Consider the following 19,585-nt stretch of genomic DNA (forward strand, 5'->3'; position numbering starts at 1 on the left):
ACCCCCCGGCACGCCCGATAGCCTTCGGCCATGACCTCCCTGCTCCGCGGCGGAGCCGCGAATGTGAACAGCGCGGCGCGCCGCCGCCGCACCGCGGCCGCTCTTGGCGCCGTCTCCGCCGGACTCCTCGTCCTCTCGGCCTGTGACAAGCCGACGCCGCTCGCCACCGTCACCGTCGGCAGCGACTCGGTGAACACCGAGGCCTCCTGCTACAACGACGGCAAGGAGCTGGAGGAGGCACAGATCAAGTCCTGCCTCCAGGACAAGGACGTGAAGTCCGTGAAGATCGACCCGGACGAGAAGGTCCGCTTCGGTGTCGACCCGGAGGTGGCCGAGAAGGGCTGGACGCTGCTGATGAACGGTCAGCCGCTGACCGAGGCCAGCAAGAAGACGTACGTCGTCATCCCGGGCAGCGTCTTCTTCAACCAGCAGTACGGCGGCGGCGGCAAGAAGTCGACCGTCAGCCTCCTCGAGGGCGGCAAGGGCTCGGCGTCCAAGGCGACGGGCTTGTGGTCGTTCAAGTTCGAGAAGGACTCCTGACCTGACCCCGCACGCCGCGCCCGCCCCGCGCGTCCTCGTGGCCACCGCCGTCCCCGCCGAGCGGGACGCGGTGGCCGGAGCACTGACGGAGACGGCGACCGGGGCGTCTGCCGACGTCCTCGCCGTCGGCGTCGGCCCCGCCGCCGCGGCGGCCGGCACGGCGACCGCGCTCGCCCGCGCCGCCGCCGAGGGGCGGCCCTACACCCTCGTCGTGTCGGCCGGCATCGGCGGCGGCTTCCAGCCGGACGCCCCCGTCGGCTCCCTCGTCGTCGCCGACGAGATCACCGTCGCCGACCTGGGCGCCGAGACCCCGGAAGGGTTCGCGCCCGTCACCGAGCTGGGCTTCGGCGCCGTCACCCACCGTCCGCCGGCCTCCCTCGTACGGGAGCTGGCCGACGTCTCCGGTGCCGCGACCGGCACCGTCCTCACCGTCTCCACCGTGACCGGCTCCGCCGAGCGCGCCGCCGCCCTGCGGCTGCGGCACCCCCGCGCGCTGGCCGAGGCGATGGAGGGGTTCGGCGTCGCCGAGGCCGCCGTACTGCACGGCCTGCCCGTCCTCGAGATCCGCGCCGTCTCCAATCCCGTCGGCCCGCGCGACCGCGCCGCCTGGCGGATCGGCGACGCGCTGTCCGCGCTGAGCGACGCGTTCGGGAAGTTCGCGCCGGTACTGAGGAGTTGCACCACACATGACCGATAGCCCCGCCGGCGCCGAGACCCCCGCCGCCCCCCTGCGCATCGCGTACTCGCCCTGCCCCAACGACACGTTCGTCTTCGACGCGTGGGCGCACGGCCGGGTGCCCGGCGCGCCCGCCCTCGACGTCACGTTCGCCGACATCGACATCACGAACGGCATCGCGGAGCGCGCCGCGTCCGCCTCCGAGACGTCCGACCTGGACGTCCTGAAGGTGTCGTACGCCGTGCTCCCGTACGTCCTCGACGCGTACGCGCTGCTGCCCTGCGGCGGCGCGCTCGGGCGTGGCTGCGGGCCGCTCGTCCTGACGCGCGAGCCGGGCGTCGACCTGACCGGCAGGACCGTCGCCGTGCCGAGCGAGAAGTCGACGGCATATCTGCTCTTCCGCCTCTGGGCCGCGGACACGCTGTCCGGCGGCGGTGTCGGCGAGATCGTGGTGCTGCCCTTCGACCAGATCATGCCCGCGGTGCGCGACGGCAGGGTCGACGCGGGCCTGGTCATCCACGAGGCGCGCTTCACGTACCAGAACTACGGTCTGCACTGCCTCGCCGACATGGGCGAGCACTGGGAGTCCACCACGGGGCTGCCGATCCCGCTCGGCGCGATCATCGCGAAGCGGTCGCTGGGCGCGGAGCGGCTGCGCGCCCTCGCCGACGCGGCCCGCACCTCGGTGCGGATGGCGTGGGACGACCCGGAGGCGTCGCGCCCGTACGTCCTGGAGCACGCCCAGGAGATGGACCCGGCCGTGGCGGACCAGCACATCGGGTTGTACGTGAACGAGTTCACCGCCGACCTCGGCGAGAGCGGCTACGCGGCGGTCCGCGGGCTGCTGACCCGCGCCGCGGCCGAGGGACTCGTGCCGCCCCTCGGCCCGGACGCTCTGTCGTTTCCCTAGCGGATCTTGAGCCGCCGCCGGGGAACACGGGCGCTGCCCCGCTCTACACGTCCAGCTGGTCCGCCACCGCCCGCAGCAGGCCCGCGATCTTCGCGCCGGACGCCTTGTCGGGGTAGCGGCCCTTTTCCAGCATGGGTGTGATGTTCTCGAGCAGGGTCGTCAAATCCTGGACGATCGACGCCAGTTCATCGGGTTTCCGTCGCTGCGCGGCCGCGACCGATGGCGTGGGGTCGAGAATCGCCACGGAAAGGGCCTGGTCACCGCGTTGTCCCGCGACCACGCCGAATTCGACGCGCTGGCCTGGCTTGAGTGTGTCGACGCCGGCGGGCAGTACTGAGGAATGCACGAAGACGTCGCCGCCGTCGTCGCGGGAGAGAAAGCCGAAGCCCTTCTCGCTGTTGAACCACTTGACCTTGCCGGTAGGCACGTGAAGTCCTCGTCCTCGTACTCGTCGTACTCGTCTGTGCCGGGCCCGCCCGCCTGGGAACGACGGGGCGAAAACGGCTCTGGATAGCACTACAGCGGGTCGCCCGACCCGCCAGGAACCAAGACTATTGGTCCGTGGGCCGGTGACAAGACGTCCCTGGATTCTTCCTTCGGGCTGGGAACTACCCTGGTCGGGTGCGTGACAAAACCCAAGCGAATTCCACCGGGCCGGGCGACGGAATGGTCCGGACCGGAGCAATCGTCTTCTTCGTCGGAGCCGTGGCCACACTGGTCACGGTGGCCCCGCTGTTCCTGGGCACCGATCCCTTTCCGTCCATCGCGTACGCGGTGTGCATGCTGATGGGCATCGGCTTCCTCATCGCCGGGGCCGGGGTGCTGCGTGGCATCGCCTTCCAGCGTCGGCAGGCCAGGTCCGGCACCGGCTGACGTCGCCCGGCACCGGCTCGTCCCGCGCTAGCCGACGGCGTTCCCCGCCACCTGCGCATCGAGCCACGCCGGGAACTCCGCGAGGCCGCCGAGGACGACGTCGGCGCCCGCCGCGCGCAGTTCCGCTGCGTCGCACGGTCCGGTCGCCACCGCCACGGAGAGCGCGCCCGCCGTACGCGCGCCGCGTACATCGCCGGTGTGGTCCCCGACGTACACCGTCGCGCCGTGCTCGCGCAGCGCCTCGGCCTTCGCCTCCGCCCACAGCCAGCCGATGACCGCGTCGGCGTCGATGCCGAGGTGCGCCAGGTGCAGCTTCGCGTTGGGCTCGTGCTTGGCGGTCACCACGATCGCGCGGCCGCCGTGCGCGTGCACCGCGGCGATGGCCTCACGGGCGCCCGCCATCGCGAGGGTCGGCTCGATGGCGTGTGTGGTGTAGATCTCGCGGTAGAGGTCGGCCGTCTCCGCGATCTCCTCCTCGGGGAACCAGTTCCGCAGCTCCTGCTCCAGCGGCGGGCCGAGCCGCGTGACCGCCAGGTCGGCGTCGATGTACGTCCCCGTCCTCGCGGTGAGCGCCTGATAGGCGGCCTTGATGCCGGGCCGGGAGTCGATCAGGGTCATGTCGAGGTCGAAGCCGACGGTCAGGGTGTGTGCAGTCATGCGCCCCATTGTGCCGAGGGCGGCGACCCGGCCCGCCCCTACACTTAGCCCACCCTTACCTCCCGGTGAAACGAGCCCAGCCGATGTCTGTGCCCGGCCAACCGCCTGCGCCTGTCCGACTGTCTGTGCCCGTCCGACGCGTCACCGTCCTCACGGCGGCCGTCGTGGCCCTGCTCCTCGCCATCCTGCTCAGCCTCGCCGTCGGGGCCCGCGCCATCGCGCCGTCCGCCGTCTTCGACGCGCTGCTGCACGGCGGGCACGGCGACGCCGCCGAGGTCATACGCGAGATGCGGGTCCCCCGCACCGTGACCGGCGTGCTCGTCGGCGCCTCCCTCGCGCTGGCCGGCACCGTCCTGCAGGGCATCACCCGCAACCCCATCGCCGACCCCGGCATCCTCGGCATCAGCCAGGGCGCCTCCGTCGCCGTGGTCCTCGCCATCGCCTACGCCGGAGTGCACACCCTCACCGGCTACGTCTGGTGGGCGTTCGTGGGCGCCGGGCTCGCGTCCGTCGCCGTCCACGCCATCGCGTCCGGCGGCCGGGGCGGCGCGACGCCCGTGAAACTCGCGCTCGGCGGCGCCGCCGTCAACGCACTGCTCGTCTCCGTCACCACCGGCGTCCTCACCACCAAGGCGTCCGCGCTCGACGAGTTCCGGTTCTGGCAGGTCGGCTCGCTCTCCGGCCGCGACGCCGACATCGTCGGCCGGATCTGGCCGTTCCTGCTCGTGGGTCTCCTGCTCGTCCTCGCGGTCGCCCGCGGCCTGGACGCGCTCGCGCTGGGCGAGGACGTCGCGAAGGGCATCGGCCAGAACGTCGCCGCGGTACGGATCGTCGGCGGGCTCGGCGCGACCGTCCTCACCGCCGCGGGCGTGGCCGCCGCGGGCCCCCTCGCGTTCATCGGCCTCGCCGTCCCGCACATCGCCCGCGCGCTCATCGGCGGCGACCACCGCTGGGTGCTGCCGCTCGCCGCCCTCATCGGGCCCGTGATGCTGCTGGTCTCCGACACCGTCGGGCGCATCGTCTTCCCGCCGAGCGAGGTGCCCGCCGGGGTGATGACCGCGCTCATCGGGGTGCCGTTCCTCGTGACGCTCGTCCGCAGGAAGGCGGTGGCCGCGTGAGTACGGTCGCGTCGGCCCGGGTCCGGCCCGCCGGGTACGCGGTGCTGCGGGTGCGCCGCGCCGCCTTCCTCGTGCATCGGAGGGCCACCGCGGTCGGGGCCGTGCTCACCGTGCTGCTCGCGGCGGGCTGTCTCGCGTACCTCTGTGTCGGAGAGTCCTTCGTCCACCCCGTCGAGGCCCTGAAGGTCGTCCTCGGGCAGCCCTCCCCCGACGAGCTGGTCGTCGGCACGCTCCGCGAACCCCGCATGGTGGTGGGCCTGTTGGTCGGCGCCGCGTTCGGGGTGGCGGGCGCGCTCATCCAGACCGTCGCCCGCAACCCCCTCGCCAGCCCCGACATCATCGGCATCAGCCACGGCGCGAGCGCGCTGACCGTCGGCGCGCTGACCCTCGGCGTCACCTCGTACACCGTCCTGCCCTACCTGTCCGTGCTCGGCGGGATCACCGCGGCCGCCCTCGTGTACGTCTTCGCGTGGCGCGGCGGACTGCACGCCGCCCGCTTCGTCCTCATCGGCATCGGCTTCGCCGTCGCCCTGCGCTCCGTGACGACGCTGTTCATGACCAAGGGCGACTACCTCGTCGCCCAGCAGGCGCAGATCTGGATGACGGGCTCCCTCAACGGCCGCGGCTGGGCCGAGGCGAACCCGCTCGCCCTGACCCTGCTCGTCCTGCTGCCCTTCGTCCTGTGGGCGGCCCGCGCCCAGCGCGCGGTCGGCCTGGACGACGACACGACGACGGCCCTCGGGACGCGCCTCGGCCACGTACGCCTCGGGCTCGTCCTCCTCGGCGTCGTCCTCGCCTCGGTGGCGACCGGCGCCGCGGGCCCCGTGGACTTCGTGGCGCTCCTCGCCCCGCAGACCGCCCGCAGGCTGACCCGCACCGCGCAGCTCCCCCTGCTGTGCTCGGCGCTGCTCGGCGCCCTCATCGTCGTCCTCGCCGACCTCCTCGCCCGGCGGCTCTTCTCCCCCACCGAGCTGCCCGTCGGCGTCCTCACCGCGGCCGTCGGAGCGCCCTGTCTGATCTGGCTCATCGTCCGCAGCCGAACCGTCCGCCCTGGAGGCACGCCGTGACCGCCGCCCGACTGACGGCCCGCGAACTGACCCTCGCCTACGAGGACCGCACGGTCGTCGAGAACCTCGACCTCACCGTCCCCGACGGAAAGGTCACCGTGATCGTCGGCCCCAACGCCTGCGGCAAGTCCACGACCCTGCGGGCCCTCGGCCGGCTTCTCAAGCCGCGGAGCGGCGCCGTCCTCCTCGACGGCGCGTCCCTCGCCACGCTCCCCACCAAGAAGATCGCCCAGCAGATCGGGCTGCTCCCGCAGACACCCGTCGCACCCGAGGCGATCACCGTCGCCGACCTCGTGGCGCGCGGCCGCCAGCCGCACCAGCGCTGGTGGCAGCAGTGGTCGGACGCGGACGAGAAGGCGGTGACGGAGGCGATGGAACGCACCGACGTCGTCCCGCTCGCCGAGCGGCCCGTCGACGAGCTGTCGGGCGGCCAGCGCCAGCGCGTGTGGATCGCGATGGCCCTCGCCCAGGACACCGGCCTGCTCCTCCTCGACGAGCCGACCACCTACCTCGACATCTCCCACCAGGTCGAAGTCCTCGACCTGGTACGCCAGTTGAACCACGAACGCGGCCGCACGGTCGTGGTCGTCCTGCACGACCTGAACCAGGCCGCGCGCTACGCCGACCACCTCGTCGCCATGAAGGACGGCGAGGTCGTCGCGGAGGGCGCGCCCGGCAAGACCGTCACCGAAGAGCTCGTGCGCGAGGTCTTCGGCCTGGAGTGCGTGGTGGTCCCCGACCCCGTGACCGGCTCCCCGCTGGTCGTCCCCGGGGCGCCGTGGACGGCGACCGCAGCCCTCCCCTCCCATCCCGCCTGACCCCTCCCGCCTGACCCCATGAAAGGCGTCCCCACCATGCCCCGTCTCCGCTCCCCCCTCCGCCGCCGCGCGCTCCGCACCGGCTCCCTCGCCCTCACCGGCGCGCTCGCGCTGGCCGCCTGCGGCTCGTCCGACTCCGACGGCACCGCGGCGGGCTCCGGCGAGACCCACACCGTCAAGACGGCCATGGGCGACGTGAACGTGCCCGTGGACCCGCGCCGCGTCGTCGTCCTCGACACCGCCGAACTGGACTCCGCGATCACCCTCGGCGTGAAACCGGTCGGCTCCACACACGTCGAGGCGTCGTCCGGGTTCCCCGGTTACCTGCCGAAGGACGAGGTCAGCGGCATCAAGGACGTCGGCGAGATGATGACGCCCAACATGGAGGCCATCGCCGCCCTGAAGCCCGACCTCATCCTGACGTCGAAGATCCGGCACGCCGCCAAGTACGACCAGCTCAAGGCGATCGCGCCGACCGTCATGACGGAGACGACCGGCTACCCCTGGAAGGAGAACTTCCAGGTGCACGCCGACGCACTCGGCAGGCGGGCCGAGGCGAAGAAGGTCGTCGCCGACTACCGCGCCCACACGCGGAAGGTCACCAAGGCCATCGGCGGCCCCGCCAAGGCCGAGCAGACGAAGGTCAACGTCCTGCGCTTCATCGAGGGCGCCGACATCCGCCTCTACGGCGACCGGAGCTACATCGCCACCCTCCTCAAGGACGTCGGCCTCGGCCGCGCCCCGATCTCCGCGAAGGCCAAGGACGGCTTCTCCTACGACCTCTCCCCCGAGAAGATCGACCTCGCGGACACGGACGTCATCTTCCGCTCCACGTACGGCGATCCGAAGAAGTCCAAGGAGACGCAGACCGTGGGCAGCGGCCTGTGGAAGAACATGAGGGCGGTGAAGTCCGGCAACGTCCACACCGTCGACGACGAGCTGTGGATCCAGGGCATCGGCTACACCGCGGCGGACCGGATCCTGGCCGAGATGCAGGCCGACCTCACGGAGAAGTAGGGACCCGTCCGCTCAGGGCCGTTGCCGCTGCGACCTCCACAGCAGGAACAGCGCGGAGGCGACGGCCGCCCCCCGCACCACCCACGGCCAGGTGTCGGCGATGGCGTCGCTCATGTGCCCGTCCCTGATCGGGTCGCCCCAGCGCCCGTCGCCGCGCCCCCACAACCAGGTGATCCCCGCGGCCACCGCGAGGGTCGGCAGCCCGATCACGGCGAACTTCACCTCGGCGCGGGTGAGCCTGCGGGAGGCGTAGGCGATGAGCCAGCCGACGCCGAGGACCACGAGGTTGCCGAGGACCGCGCCGACGGCGAGGAGCGCGGCGGCGAGCAGGAGCAGCGGGTTGCTGAACGTCGGCCCCGTGCCGACGGCGGCCCGCGGCAGCCGCCACCGGCGCCGGCCCGGCTCCTCGACGGCTTCCTCGTACGCGGCCTCCTCCGCGCCCTCTTCCTCCTCCTCTGCCTCCTCCTCGGCCTCGCGCGCCTTCTTGGCGCCCGCCTTGGCCGGGGGCTTGAGGAGTTCGGGGATCTCGATGCCACCGACGAAGCCGGGGACGCTGTCGGCGTGCCCGAACGGGCTGCTGTCCACGCGCCACCAGTCGGGCTGCGCGTCGCTGGGCCCCAGTTCGTCGATGCCCGCGAGGTGGGGTGGCGCGGCGCCCTCGAAGAGGTCGGGCGGGCGGCGTGGGTCGGGGATCCGCGACGCGTCGGGGGGCTCGGGGGCGGCCGGAGCCTCCGGGGTCCTCTTCGTGGTGCGGCGGGGCTTCGGTACGCGGAGGGCGCGCGGTTTCGCCGGTGCGTCGCCGGGCGCGGCCTCGGGGGCCCGGCCCGGCGTGTGTCCCGGTACGTCGCTCTGTACGTCCCCGGAGGCGCCGCCCGCCGCCTCCACGACCTCTTCCGGGGTGCCGAGGCGGGCGAGGATGCGGCGGACGGACGCGGGGCTGTCGCCGGTGGCCCCTTCCCTGCCCCGGTCGATCCGATTCCGCAGGTCGGCGACCAGCCGCATCCGGTCGCCGGACGGCAACTGCCGCTGCTGGGCCAGGTCTCCGACCCGGCTCAGATAGTCGTAGACCAGCTGATCGCTCTCGATCCCCACGAAGTCCCCTCCGGGGCGGCTGCTTTGACGCGCCGCTGTTGTACCACCCAGCGCTCTCGACGGTACCTTCTCCGGAGACCCTAGGGGTCGGCCTCCGTCTCAAGGTGTAGGGGCTCCGCCACAGGTTGCACCCCAGGCCGAGGGGCGGGTTGCACCGCAGGCCGATGTGCGGGGGACGCGCGGAAACCATCATGGACACATGAGCGCAACCACCTTCACCCCCGCGTCCGCCCAGTCGTCCGCCGACCCCGGCGCCGTGCCGCACGGCGCCCCGCACCCGCGCGGCATCGGCGGTGCCCTGCGCGCCGCCAAGGTCCTCGTGAGCGCCGCGTTCGGCGTCGTCGTACTCGGCGAGTTCGCCGAGGAAGCGGGCGTACGACCCCGCTGACGTCCCGACGGCCGGGGCACGCCCGCCCGTTCTCCGCCGCCCACCGATCTCGGTCCACTAAAGTCACGCCGTGAAAGCACGGATCGTGACGACTCGTTCACTCCCCGCAGCCTGCGCGCTGCTCGCGGTCTCCCTGACCGCTCTCGCCGCTCTCTGCGCCGTCCAGCACGTCCCGATGGCCGACACCCTGGTCTACCGTGCCGAGGGCGCCGCCGTCGCCAACGGCAGCGACCTGTACGGGTTCACCGTCACCGAGTGGGAACTGCCCGCCACCTACCCGCCGTTCGCCGCGATCCTCTTCGTACCGACGACCTGGCTCCCCCTGGGCGCCCTGAAGACCGTCTTCCTGATCGGCAACGTCGCCCTCCTTCTCCTCCTGGTCCGCCTCTCCTGCGAGCTGGCCGGCCTCCGCGTCCGCGCGCCGGTCCTCTGCGCCGCGACCGCCCTCGCCCTGTGGCTCGAACCCGTCTTCCAGACCGTCCTGTTCGGCCAGATCAACCTCGCGCTCGCCTGCCTGGTCCTGTGGGACCTGACCCGGCCGCCGGGCGCCGTCGGCAAGGGGTTCGCGGTCGGTGTCGCGGCCGGGATCAAGCTGACGCCCGCCGTGTTCGTCATCTACCTGCTGCTGCGGGGGCGCGTGCGCGAGGCGGCCGTCGCGTGCGCCGGGTTCGTCGGCACCGTGCTGCTCGGCGCGCTGGTGCTCCCCGCGGCGAGTGTCGACTTCTGGACGCGGCGGGTCTTCGAGACAGGCCGGGTCGGCAAGGCGTGGATCGTCGACAACCAGTCGCTGCAGGGCCTGATCGCGCGGCTCCTGCACGACGCGGAGCCGGGCGCGGCCTGGGCCGTCCCGGCGGCGGTGACGGCCGTCGTCGGCCTCTGGCTGGTCCGCCGCGCGCCCGACGAACCGCGCGCGCTGCTCCTGGCCGCGTGCACGGCGCTGCTGGTCTCCCCGATCAGCTGGTCGCACCACTGGGTGTGGTGCGTACCGCTCCTGGCCGTCCTGATCGCGCGGGGCCGCCCGCGCCTGGCGGCGACGGTGGCGGCCCTCTTCACGGCCCGTACGTTCTGGCTGCTCCCGCACGAGGGCGCCCTGGACCTCCACCTGCCGTGGTGGCAGCAGGTGTTGGCGTCCCCGTACGCACTGCTCGCACTGGCGGTCTGGCCGGTGCTCGGACGCACGGATCCGTGTGTCCCTCAGCCCCCGGCCAGCAGCTCGTCCGCGTCCACGATGCGGTACGCGTACCCCTGCTCGGCGAGGAACCGCTGACGGTGGGCGGCGAAGTCCTGGTCGATGGTGTCGCGCGCGACGACGGAGTAGAAGCGCGCCTCGTGCCCATCGGCCTTGGGCCGCAGCACGCGCCCGAGCCGCTGCGCCTCCTCCTGCCGCGACCCGAACGTGCCGGACACCTGGATGGCGACGGTCGCCTCGGGCAGGTCGATGGAGAAGTTGGCGACCTTGGAGACGACGAGGACGGAGATCTCGCCCTCGCGGAACGCGTCGAAGAGCTTCTCGCGCTGCGCGTTGGTCGTCTCGCCCTTGATGACGGGCGCGTCGAGGTGTTCGCCGAGCTCGTCGAGCTGGTCGATGTACTGCCCGATGACGAGCGTCTGCTCGCCCGCGTGCTTCTTGACCAGCGCCTCCGTCACCTTGCGCTTGGTGGCGGTGGTGGCGCAGAAGCGGTACTTCTCCTCGGCCTCCGCCGTGGCGTACGCGAGCCGCTCGCTGTCGGTGAGGTTGACGCGCACCTCGACGCAGTCGGCGGGCGCGATGTAGCCCTGCGCCTCGATCTCCTTCCACGGCGCGTCGAACCGCTTGGGCCCGATGAGCGAGAACACGTCGGACTCGCGCCCGTCCTCGCGCACGAGGGTCGCGGTCAGCCCGAGACGGCGCCGTGCCTGGAGGTCGGCGGTGAACTTGAAGACCGGCGCGGGCAGCAGGTGCACCTCGTCGTAGATGACGAGGCCCCAGTCGCGCGAGTCGAAGAGTTCGAGGTGCGGGTAGATGCCCTTCCGCTTCGTCGTGAGCACCTGGTACGTGGCGATCGTGACGGGCCGGATCTCCTTGCGCGTCCCGCTGTACTCGCCGATCTCGTCCTCCGTCAGGGAGGTCCGCTTCACCAGTTCGTGCTTCCACTGGCGGGCGGAGACCGTGTTGGTGACGAGGATGAGCGTGGTGGCCTTGGCCTGCGCCATGGCCCCGGCACCGACGAGGGTCTTCCCCGCACCGCAGGGCAGGACGACGACACCGCTGCCGCCGTGCCAGAAGCCCTCGACGGCCTGCTGCTGGTAGGGGCGGAGCGACCAGCCCGCCTCGTCCAGGTCGATCTTGTGCGCCTCGCCGTCGACGTAACCGGCGAGGTCCTCGGCGGGCCAGCCCAGCTTCAGCAGCGTCTGCTTGATCTGGCCGCGCTCGGAGGGGTGCACGGCGACGGTGTCCGGGTCGAGACGGGCGCCGACGAGCGGCTGGACCTTCTTCGACCGCAGGATCTCCTCCAGGACCGGCCGGTCGGTGGTGGTGAGGACGAGACCGTGGGTGGGGTGCTTGGAGAGCGTGAGGCGTCCGTACCGCGCCATCGTCTCGGCGACGTCGACGAGCAGCGCGTGCGGCACGGGGTACCGCGAGAACTCCACGAGCGCGTCGACGACCTGCTCCGCGTCGTGCCCGGCGGCCCGCGCGTTCCACAGCCCGAGCGGGGTGACCCGGTAGGTGTGGATGTGCTCGGGCGCGCGCTCCAGCTCCGCGAACGGCGCGATGGCACGACGGCAGGCCTCCGCCTGCTCGTGGTCGACCTCGAGCAGGAGAGTCTTGTCCGACTGGACGATGAGGGGACCGTTCACGCGAGCGCCCTTTCCGTAGGCCAAACGTCCAGTGTGCCGCACCGGCGGCGGTACGCGGGGAGCGCGCGGGCGGTACGCGGGGAGCGAAAGCGGCTGTACCGGGACGCGGCCGCCGCCCCATATTGGTGATCATGCTGACCCGAGTGGCCGTCCTCTCCGACATCCATGGCGTCCTGCCCGCCCTCGAAGCCGTCCTCGCGGAACCCGAGGTGCGGGCGGCGGACCGGGTGGTGCTGACCGGTGACATCACGGCGGGACCACAGCCCGCCGAAGTCCTCGACCTGCTCGCGGGGCTCGGCGACCGCGCCGTCCTCATCAGCGGCAACGCCGACCGCGAGCTGCTCGAATACCGCCGCGGCGACCGCGACACCATCCCCGACCCCATCGGCCCCTGGGCGGCCGACCAGCTCCGCGCGGACCACCTCGACCTCCTCGCGCGGCTCCCGAAGTCGGCGCGCCTCACCCTCGCCGGCCTCGGCGACGTCCTGTTCTGCCACGCCACGCCCCGCGACGACGAGGAGATCGTCCTCGTCGACTCCCGCCCCGAACGGTGGGCGGAGGTCCTCGACGGCGTCGACCCCGCCGTGCGCACGGTGGTGTGCGGCCACACCCACATGCCGTTCGTCCGCCTCGCCCACGGCCGCACGGTCGTCAACCCCGGCAGCGTCGGCATGCCCTACGGCCGCGCGGGCGCCCACTGGGCGCTCCTGGGCCCCGGCATCGACCTGCGCACGACCCCGTACGACATCGACGCGGCCGTCACCCGCCTGACCCGCGAGTGCGCCTACCCCGGCATCGCGGAGTGGGCGGACCACTACCTGCAGGCCCGCGACAGCGACGCGGAGGCGCTCGCGGTGTTCGGACCGCTGGACGGACGGCGGGGGTAGGACGCGTGGGGGCAGGACGCATGGGGGCGGGCTCGCACGGGCGTCAGCACACCGGGGACACGGCCCGACCCGCTAACGTGAACCGGATGAGCCCCGACGAGCCGCAGACCACGGACAGCGCCGACGCGAGCGTCACCGCGCGGGTCACCGCACCGCCGCGTGCGGCGGACGTGCCGCGATCCCTCGCCGAAGCGCTCCGGTCGCGTGGGGACGACGCGCTCGCCGACCTGCTGCGGGCCCGCCCCGACCTCCTCAACCCCGTGCCGAACGACCTCACCCAGCTCGCCACCCGCGCCGGGACCCGGGCGTCCGTGGTACGTGCGCTGGAGCGGCTCGACCGGTTCGCGCAGCAGGTCGCCGAGGCGCTCGCCGTGGCGTCGGAGCCCGCCTCGTACGACGAGGTGCGCAGGCTGCTCGCGGGCGACGACGGGGACGCCGCCGTCGAGGCCGCCCTGCCGCGCGCCCTCGCCACGCTCCACGAGCAGGCGCTGGTGTGGGGGCCCGACGACCGCCTGCGTCTGGTGCGCACGGCCCGCGAACTCCTCGCCCCCACCCCGCAGCACCCGTCCCCGACCGGTCTCGGCCCCACCGTCGCCGAGGCCACGGCCGGGATGTCGCCGACCCGCATCCAGGACATCGTCACGGCGGCGGGCCTGCCGACGACGCACGACCCGGTGTCGGCCGTGCGCTCGCTGACCGCGCTTTTCACAGACCGTACGCGGATGTCGGCGCTGCTCGACGAGGCGCCCGCGGAGTCCGTCGAGGTGCTGTCCCGGCTCGTGTGGGGCCCTCCCTACGGCCAGGTCACCGCCGACCCGGCACGCCACCTGCGCTGGCTCCTCGACCGCGGCCTGCTCCTCCCCACCGCGCCCGGCACGGTCGTGCTGCCCCGCGAGGCGGCCCTGCACCTGCGCGCGGGCCGCGCCCACCGCACGCCCGAGCCGGTGCCGCCGCCCGTCGAGGCGGCCCGCGAATACCGTCCACAGGTTGTGGACGCGGCCGCCGCCGGCCAGGCGTACACCGCGCTCGCCACCGTCGAGGAACTCCTCAAGGACTGGGACGAGGGCGGCCCCGCGGTGCTGCGCGCGGGCGGTCTCAGCGTCCGCGACCTGAAGCGGACCGCGGTCGCCCTCGACACGTCCGAGCCGCTCGCCGCGTTCTGGGTCGAACTGGCCTACGCGGCGGGGCTGCTCGCCTCCGACGGCGAGGCCGACGAGCGGTACGCCGCGACGCCCGCGTACGACACGTGGCAGGAGCTGCCCGCGGCCGAGCGGTGGTCGGCGCTCGCCACGGCGTGGCTCGCGGCCACGCGCACGGCGGGGCTCGTGGGCGGCCGCGACGGCAAGGACCGCACGCTGTCCGCGCTCGGCCCGCACCTGGACCGGTCGACGGCCCCCGAGGTACGGCACCGGGTGCTCGCGCTCGCCGCCGCGCTGCCCGAGGGCACGGCGCCCACCCCCGACTCCCTCCTGTCCCGCCTCCGCTGGGAGCGCCCCTCCGCCTCCCGCGGCCGCCCCGGCCAGGACGGCACGCCGACCCCGTCCGACGCCCCGCCCCCACAGGACCTCCGCTCCCGCATCGCCCAGTGGACGCTGAACGAGGCGGAGTTGCTGGGGGTGACGGGGAGGGGGGCGCTCTCCTCGCATGGGCGGGCGCTGCTGTCCGGGTTCGCGGCGGGTTCCGTGACCGGGGCGGGCTCCGGGGCCGGGGCCGGTGCGGGTTCCGGGTTCGGCGCGGGCTCCGGGGCCGAGGCCGGCTCAGGTGCCCGGTCCGGCGCGGGTTCCGGGTCCGGCGCGGGCTCCGTCTCGGGTTACGGGTTCGGCGCCGGGAGCTTGGTCGCCGACGCGACCGCCGAGCGGGATCTCGCCGCCGCCCATGCCGCGCGGCTTCTCGCGCCCCTCCTTCCCGAGCCCCTCGACCACGTCCTGCTCCAGGCCGACCTCACCGCCGTGGCCCCCGGCCCGTTGGAGCGGCCGCTCGGCGACGCGCTCGCCGTCCTCGCCGACGTGGAGTCCAAGGGCGGCGCCACGGTCTACCGCTTCACGCCCGGTTCCGTACGCCGCGCCCTCGACGCCGGGCAGTCCGCGTCCGACCTGCACGCCTTCCTCGCCGCGCACTCCCGTACGCCCGTCCCGCAGCCCCTCGCCTACCTCATCGACGACGTGGCGCGGAAACACGGCCACCTGCGGATCGGCGCCGCCTCCGCGTACGTCCGCTGCGACGACGAGGCCCTCCTCAACGAGATCCTCGCCGACAAGCGCGCCCAGAGCCTGCGGCTGCGCCGCCTCGCGCCCACCGTGCTCGCCGCCCAGGCGGACCCCGGCACGCTCCTCGACGGGCTGCGCGCGATGGGGTTCGCGCCGGCGGCGGAGAGCGCGGAGGGCGACGTCCTGATCACCCGCGCGCATGCCCACCGCACGCCTCCCCGTTCCGCCCCCGAGCCGGTGCCGGACGGGCCGCCGCTGCCCGGCGACACGCTCATCGGGGCGGCCGTGCGGGCGATCCGGGCGGGGGACCTGGCGTCGACGGCGCCGCGCAAGGAGACGCCGACGTCCGCGTCGCCGTCGGACGGCCGACTCCCCCGGACCACGGCCGCGGAGACCCTCGCCACGATGCAGGCGGCGGTCCTCACGGGGGAGGCGCTGTGGATCGGTTACGTGAACGCGGAGGGGACGGCGAGTCAGCGGGTCATCGCGCCGGTTCGGGTCGAGGGCGGGTTCGTGACGGCGTACGACCACACGGCGGATGAGGTCCGTACGTATCCCTTGCACAGGGTCACGGGGGTGGCGGAACTCGCGGACGACTGAACGGGATCGGGCGTCCCGCCTTGCGGGTGCGGGTCCGTGGTGGTCGCTCGCGCAGTTCCCCGCGCCCCTGCCCCCGAAAACCCCCCGCGCCGCGGCAGGACAGCCCGCCTTCCCGGTGCGGGCCCGTCGTGGTCGCTCGCGCAGTTCCCCGCGCCCCTAAAAGGCACCCCGCACCGCAGCGTGCCGGCCCACCCTGCGCGACCAGCCACGACGAAGCCGCGCCCGGACGTCCGCCCCGGCTAATTCGTTGGCCCCCGCAGGTACCCGCCGCCTAGGATGCCTCCTTCCCGCCTCCCCCGCGGAGCGCCGTCGACCGGACGGAAACCGGTCGGCCACAGGTCCGCACAACCACCACGCGAAACCGCCGGAGGCACCCCGTGCACGTCCAAGACGGCCAGCAGGACCAGGACGGCCGCCCCGACCCCCTCTCCAGGGAGCGCCGGCACCTCGCCGCCTCCCGCGCCGCCCTCCGCGCCATGCGCGAGGACGCCGAGGCCCTCGACATCCGTGACGTCACCGCCAACTGGGTGAACGCCGCGGTCCTGTCGCGGCAGCTGGAGGAGCGGATCAAGTCCCTTGCCGATCTCGCGCACACCCCGCTGTTCTTCGGGCGGCTCGACTACCTGCACGCCCCCGGCGCCGAACAGGCCGAGGGCGCCGAGGGGGAGCAGTTCTACATCGGGCGGCGGCACGTGCACGACGCCGACGGGGACCCGATGGTCATCGACTGGCGCGCACCCGTCTCGCAGCCGTTCTACCGCGCCTCGAAGAAGGACCCGATGGACATCGCGCTGCGGCGCCGCTTCGGGTACACGGGCGGCGACCTCACCGCGTACGAGGACGAGCACCTCAGCGACCCGGCCGAGGCCGAGCGGACCAGCGAGCTGCTCCAGCGGGAGATCGAGCGGCCGCGCGTCGGACCGATGCGGGACATCGTCGCCACCATCCAGCCGGAGCAGGACGAGATCGTCCGGAGCGGGCTGGGAGGGAGCGTGTGCGTGCAAGGGGGCCCCGGGACCGGGAAGACCGCCGTCGGGCTGCACCGGGTCGCCTATCTGCTGTACGCCCACCGCGAGCGCCTCGCCCGCACCGGCACCCTCGTCATCGGGCCCAACGCCTCCTTCCTGCACTACATCGAGCAGGTGCTGCCCGCCCTCGGCGAGCTGGAGGTCAAGCAGGCCACCGTCGACGACCTCGTCGCCCACGTGGAGGTGCGCGGCACGGACGACGCCGCGGCCGCCCTCGTCAAGGGCGACGCCCGCATGGCCGAGGTGCTGCGCAACGCCGTGCGCTCGCACGTCACCCTGCCCACGGAGCCCGTCGTGGTCGTGCGCGGTTCGCGCAGGTGGCGGATTCCGTCGTACGAGTTGGAGGAGATCGTCCGCGAGCTGCTCGCGCGGGACATTCGGTATGGCGCCGCGCGCGAGGCCCTGCCGCAGCGCATCGCGCACGCCGTGCTCGTCCGCATGGAACAGGCGGGCGAGGCGCCGGACGACCGCGTGCAGGACGCCGTGGCCCGCAACGCCGCGGTGAAGGCGGCCGTGAAGGCGGTGTGGCCGGCCGTCGAGCCCGCGAAGCTCGTGCTGCGGCTGCTGTCCGACGCCGAGTTCCTCGCCGCGCACGCGGAGGGGGTGCTGAGTGCCGGGGAGCAGAAGGCCATCCTCTGGACCAAGCCCGCCCGGAGCGTGAAGTCCGCCAAGTGGTCCGCCGCGGACGCCGTCCTCATCGACGAGGCCGCCGACCTCGTCGCCCGCACCCACTCCCTGGGCCACGTGGTGCTCGACGAGGCGCAGGACCTGTCACCGATGCAGTACCGCGCGGTGGGCCGCCGCTGCACGACCGGCTCGGCGACCGTGCTGGGCGACCTCGCGCAGGGCACCACCCCGTGGGCGACCCGGAGTTGGGACGAGGCGCTGGCGCACCTCGGCAAGGACGGCGCCGTGGTGGAGGAGCTGACGGCCGGTTTCCGCGTACCGCGCGAGGTCATCGCGTACGCCTCGCGGCTGCTGCCGGACATCGCGCCCGGACTCACGGCGGTCGACTCGGTGCGCGAGTCGCCGGGGTCGCTCGCGGTGCGCCGGGTGACAACCACCACGGACGACGCCCTCGATGCCGGGCGTCTCGACGCCGAGTGTGTCGACGCCTGCGTCGAGTCGCTGCGGCAGGAGGGTTCCGTCGGTCTCATCGCCGCCGACGCGCGCGTTCCCGCCCTCGCCGACGCGCTGACAGCGGCCGGGATCACGTATCTCGACCCCGGTCAGGAGACGACGCCCGACACCCGGCTCACGCTCGTGCCCGCGTCCCTCGCGAAGGGTCTGGAGTACGACTACGTGGTGCTCGACGAGCCGTCGGCCGTCGTGGCCGGTGAGCCCGACGAGCGCACGGGCCTGCGCCGTCTGTACGTGGCGCTGACCCGTGCCGTGTCGGGCCTGATCGTCGTCCACGCGGACGACCTGCCGGAGCAGTTGGCATAGAGCCGGTTGGCTTGGAGCCGGTTGGCTTGGAGCCAGCCCTTAAGGTCTGCCCTTGGGGTCTCCGGCCTCCTCGCGGCCGCCCGTCGCCGCCGGCAAGTGCGTGACGATCAGCACGATGCCCGCGAACGTGATCATGCGGATGGCCGCGTCGAGCCCGTTCCAGGCGTCCGACTGCCACATGGCGAACCATTCGCCGCCGATCCCGATGAAGCCGACTCCGAAGAGGAGCAGGATCATCAGCAGGCCTATGCTGCCGGTCAGTTGGGCGCGCCGAAGCCTCTCGGGCCGCCGCAGGGCCCGCGCCCACAGGACCGTCGCCGTGCCGAGGATCAGCGCGGCGAGGGTCTCCCAGGCGATGATCGCGACGTACGCCGCGTCCTGGAGCGCGGTGGACTCCACCGCGCGCCACTTCAGCCCGTTGTCCTTGAAGGTCGTGTCCATCGCGAGGACATGGCGTACGAACTGCTGGTTGGTCTCGAAGTCGGTGATGTTCCCGAACGCGACGAGCGCGATGTAGAGCGCGATCGTTCCGGTGAGCAGTGTCGCGGCCACGGGCAGCGTTCCGGCGGCGAGCGCCCGCTCCGCGGGACGCGTGTTCTCTGGTGTCGGCATGAAGTCCCCTCAGTGTCGACCCAGTTCTATCGCGTCCCGCGGAGGAACGATCACGCGGGAAAGCGGAACGACCACACGGGGGAACGCTCAGCCGTCGAGCGCGGCCCGCCACTGGGCGACGGCGGCGGCGCAGACGGGTGCCGACCAGCCGTCAGGGCGTGCGGCCCCGCCGATGTGGAACGCGTCGACACCGGCGGCCCGCAGCTTCGGCAGGTGGTCGAGGCGCAGGCCGCCGCCGATGAGGAGCTGCGGTTCGTACCCGGGTTCGCCGCGCCGGGCCGCCTCGGCGAGCAGCGTCGGCAGGCCGTCGTCGACGCCGTCGGCGGAGCCCGCCGTGAGGTAGGTGTCCAGGCCGGGCAGGTCGGCGAGCTGCTTGCGCAGGGCGTCGCGGTCGGCGGCGCGGTCGATGGCCCGGTGGAAGGTCCAGCGGCACCCGTCGAGGGCGTCCACCAGCGCTTCGACGGCGGGCATGTCGGCGCCGCCCGCCTCGTCGAGGAAGCCGAGCACGAATTCCTCGGCGCCCTCGTCGCGGAGTTCGCGGGTGCGGCGCAGCAGCGCGTCCACGTCGTCCGCGTCGCCCGCGGCGAATCCGTCGGTCAGCCGGAGCATGACGCGCAGCGAGATGTCGACGGCGGAGCGGATGCCGGCGAAGGTCTCGCGGGACGGGGTGAGGCCGTCCGCGGCCATGTCGGTCACCAGCTCGAGGCGGTCAGCTCCGCCGGCCTGGGCGGCGACGGCGTCCTCGGCGTCGAGGGCGATCACCTCCAGGACTGCACGCTTGCTCATGGATGTCTCTTCCTTCTGCTCGCTG

Annotated in this window: 19 protein-coding genes; 13 read left to right on the forward strand and 6 right to left on the reverse strand. The window is 73.4% G+C overall.

What is annotated here, in order from left to right; all coding sequences use genetic code 11:
- Positions 1-30: 30 nt before the first annotated feature.
- Genes DEJ49_RS15920 through DEJ49_RS15930 form a run of 3 tightly spaced genes read left to right on the forward strand, consistent with a single transcriptional unit; the run spans position 31 to position 2,126 of the window.
- Positions 31-540, forward strand: coding sequence for a DUF2771 domain-containing protein (locus tag DEJ49_RS15920; protein WP_150184737.1), 510 nt, complete (start codon positions 31-33; stop codon positions 538-540).
- 37 nt (positions 541-577) lie between these two features.
- Positions 578-1,237, forward strand: a complete 660-nt coding sequence (locus tag DEJ49_RS15925) for a futalosine hydrolase (RefSeq protein ID WP_150184738.1) — start codon at positions 578-580, stop codon at positions 1,235-1,237.
- Positions 1,227-2,126: a 1,4-dihydroxy-6-naphthoate synthase gene (locus DEJ49_RS15930; RefSeq protein ID WP_150184739.1), complete on the forward strand. Its 900-nt coding sequence runs from the start codon at positions 1,227-1,229 to the stop codon at positions 2,124-2,126. The genes DEJ49_RS15925 and DEJ49_RS15930 overlap by 11 nt, the downstream gene beginning before the upstream one ends.
- A 43-nt stretch (positions 2,127-2,169) precedes the next feature.
- Here the strand turns inward: DEJ49_RS15930 and DEJ49_RS36870 are convergent, their stop codons facing one another.
- Positions 2,170-2,553 (reverse strand): cold-shock protein, encoded by a 384-nt coding sequence (locus DEJ49_RS36870; protein ID WP_076685560.1) that lies wholly within the window; start codon positions 2,551-2,553, stop codon positions 2,170-2,172.
- Between the two features lie 194 nt (positions 2,554-2,747).
- Between DEJ49_RS36870 and DEJ49_RS15940 the strand changes: the two genes are divergently transcribed.
- Positions 2,748-2,999, forward strand: coding sequence for a hypothetical protein (locus DEJ49_RS15940; protein WP_150184740.1), 252 nt, complete (start codon positions 2,748-2,750; stop codon positions 2,997-2,999).
- A 27-nt stretch (positions 3,000-3,026) separates the two neighbouring features.
- Here DEJ49_RS15940 and DEJ49_RS15945 read toward each other — a convergent pair whose 3' ends face one another.
- Entirely contained in the window at positions 3,027-3,656 is a 630-nt protein-coding gene (locus DEJ49_RS15945) for an HAD family hydrolase (RefSeq protein ID WP_150184741.1), read from the reverse strand.
- Between the two features lie 83 nt (positions 3,657-3,739).
- On the opposite strand from DEJ49_RS15945, the gene DEJ49_RS15950 reads away from it, so the two are divergent.
- Genes DEJ49_RS15950 through DEJ49_RS15965 form a run of 4 tightly spaced genes read left to right on the forward strand, consistent with a single transcriptional unit; the run spans position 3,740 to position 7,676 of the window.
- Entirely contained in the window at positions 3,740-4,774 is a 1,035-nt protein-coding gene (locus DEJ49_RS15950) for a FecCD family ABC transporter permease (protein ID WP_150184742.1), read from the forward strand.
- Positions 4,771-5,841, forward strand: coding sequence for a FecCD family ABC transporter permease (locus tag DEJ49_RS15955; protein ID WP_150184743.1), 1,071 nt, complete (start codon positions 4,771-4,773; stop codon positions 5,839-5,841). The genes DEJ49_RS15950 and DEJ49_RS15955 overlap by 4 nt, the downstream gene beginning before the upstream one ends.
- Positions 5,838-6,659 (forward strand): ABC transporter ATP-binding protein, encoded by an 822-nt coding sequence (locus DEJ49_RS15960; RefSeq protein WP_150184744.1) that lies wholly within the window; start codon positions 5,838-5,840, stop codon positions 6,657-6,659. The genes DEJ49_RS15955 and DEJ49_RS15960 overlap by 4 nt, the downstream gene beginning before the upstream one ends.
- A gap of 36 nt (positions 6,660-6,695) precedes the next feature.
- Positions 6,696-7,676: an ABC transporter substrate-binding protein gene (locus DEJ49_RS15965; RefSeq protein ID WP_150184745.1), complete on the forward strand. Its 981-nt coding sequence runs from the start codon at positions 6,696-6,698 to the stop codon at positions 7,674-7,676.
- A gap of 12 nt (positions 7,677-7,688) precedes the next feature.
- Here DEJ49_RS15965 and DEJ49_RS15970 read toward each other — a convergent pair whose 3' ends face one another.
- Positions 7,689-8,768, reverse strand: coding sequence for an HAAS signaling domain-containing protein (locus DEJ49_RS15970; protein WP_150184746.1), 1,080 nt, complete (start codon positions 8,766-8,768; stop codon positions 7,689-7,691).
- A 199-nt stretch (positions 8,769-8,967) separates the two neighbouring features.
- Between DEJ49_RS15970 and DEJ49_RS15975 the strand changes: the two genes are divergently transcribed.
- Both DEJ49_RS15975 and DEJ49_RS15980 read left to right on the forward strand, forming a co-directional pair.
- Positions 8,968-9,156, forward strand: coding sequence for a hypothetical protein (locus tag DEJ49_RS15975; RefSeq protein WP_150184747.1), 189 nt, complete (start codon positions 8,968-8,970; stop codon positions 9,154-9,156).
- Positions 9,157-9,274: 118 nt separating this feature from the next.
- Positions 9,275-10,423 carry a glycosyltransferase 87 family protein gene (locus DEJ49_RS15980; protein WP_223833188.1) on the forward strand — a complete coding sequence of 383 codons (1,149 nt, stop codon included), beginning with the start codon at positions 9,275-9,277 and terminating at the stop codon, positions 10,421-10,423.
- Here DEJ49_RS15980 and DEJ49_RS15985 read toward each other — a convergent pair.
- On the reverse strand, positions 10,351-11,994 hold the full coding sequence (locus DEJ49_RS15985; RefSeq protein ID WP_150184748.1) for a DNA repair helicase XPB: 1,644 nt from the start codon (positions 11,992-11,994) through the stop codon (positions 10,351-10,353). The genes DEJ49_RS15980 and DEJ49_RS15985 overlap by 73 nt on opposite strands.
- A 131-nt stretch (positions 11,995-12,125) precedes the next feature.
- Between DEJ49_RS15985 and DEJ49_RS15990 the strand changes: the two genes are divergently transcribed.
- The 3 genes from DEJ49_RS15990 to DEJ49_RS16000 all read left to right on the forward strand — a co-directional run bounded on the left by DEJ49_RS15990 (position 12,126) and on the right by DEJ49_RS16000 (position 18,162).
- Positions 12,126-12,881 (forward strand): metallophosphoesterase family protein, encoded by a 756-nt coding sequence (locus DEJ49_RS15990; protein WP_150184749.1) that lies wholly within the window; start codon positions 12,126-12,128, stop codon positions 12,879-12,881.
- 86 nt (positions 12,882-12,967) lie between these two features.
- Positions 12,968-15,688, forward strand: a complete 2,721-nt coding sequence (locus tag DEJ49_RS15995) for a helicase-associated domain-containing protein (RefSeq protein WP_150184750.1) — start codon at positions 12,968-12,970, stop codon at positions 15,686-15,688.
- A gap of 377 nt (positions 15,689-16,065) precedes the next feature.
- Positions 16,066-18,162 carry a HelD family protein gene (locus tag DEJ49_RS16000; RefSeq protein ID WP_223832858.1) on the forward strand — a complete coding sequence of 699 codons (2,097 nt, stop codon included), beginning with the start codon at positions 16,066-16,068 and terminating at the stop codon, positions 18,160-18,162.
- Positions 18,163-18,201: 39 nt separating this feature from the next.
- Here the strand turns inward: DEJ49_RS16000 and DEJ49_RS16005 are convergent, their stop codons facing one another.
- Complete coding sequence (locus tag DEJ49_RS16005; RefSeq protein ID WP_150184751.1) at positions 18,202-18,774, reverse strand: DUF2165 domain-containing protein; 573 nt, start codon at positions 18,772-18,774, stop codon at positions 18,202-18,204.
- An 87-nt stretch (positions 18,775-18,861) separates the two neighbouring features.
- On the reverse strand, positions 18,862-19,560 hold the full coding sequence (locus DEJ49_RS16010; RefSeq protein ID WP_150184752.1) for a copper homeostasis protein CutC: 699 nt from the start codon (positions 19,558-19,560) through the stop codon (positions 18,862-18,864).
- Between the last annotated feature and the right edge of the window lie 25 nt (positions 19,561-19,585).

The organism is Streptomyces venezuelae (assembly GCF_008642335.1).
Lineage (GTDB): Bacteria > Actinomycetota > Actinomycetes > Streptomycetales > Streptomycetaceae > Streptomyces > Streptomyces venezuelae_F.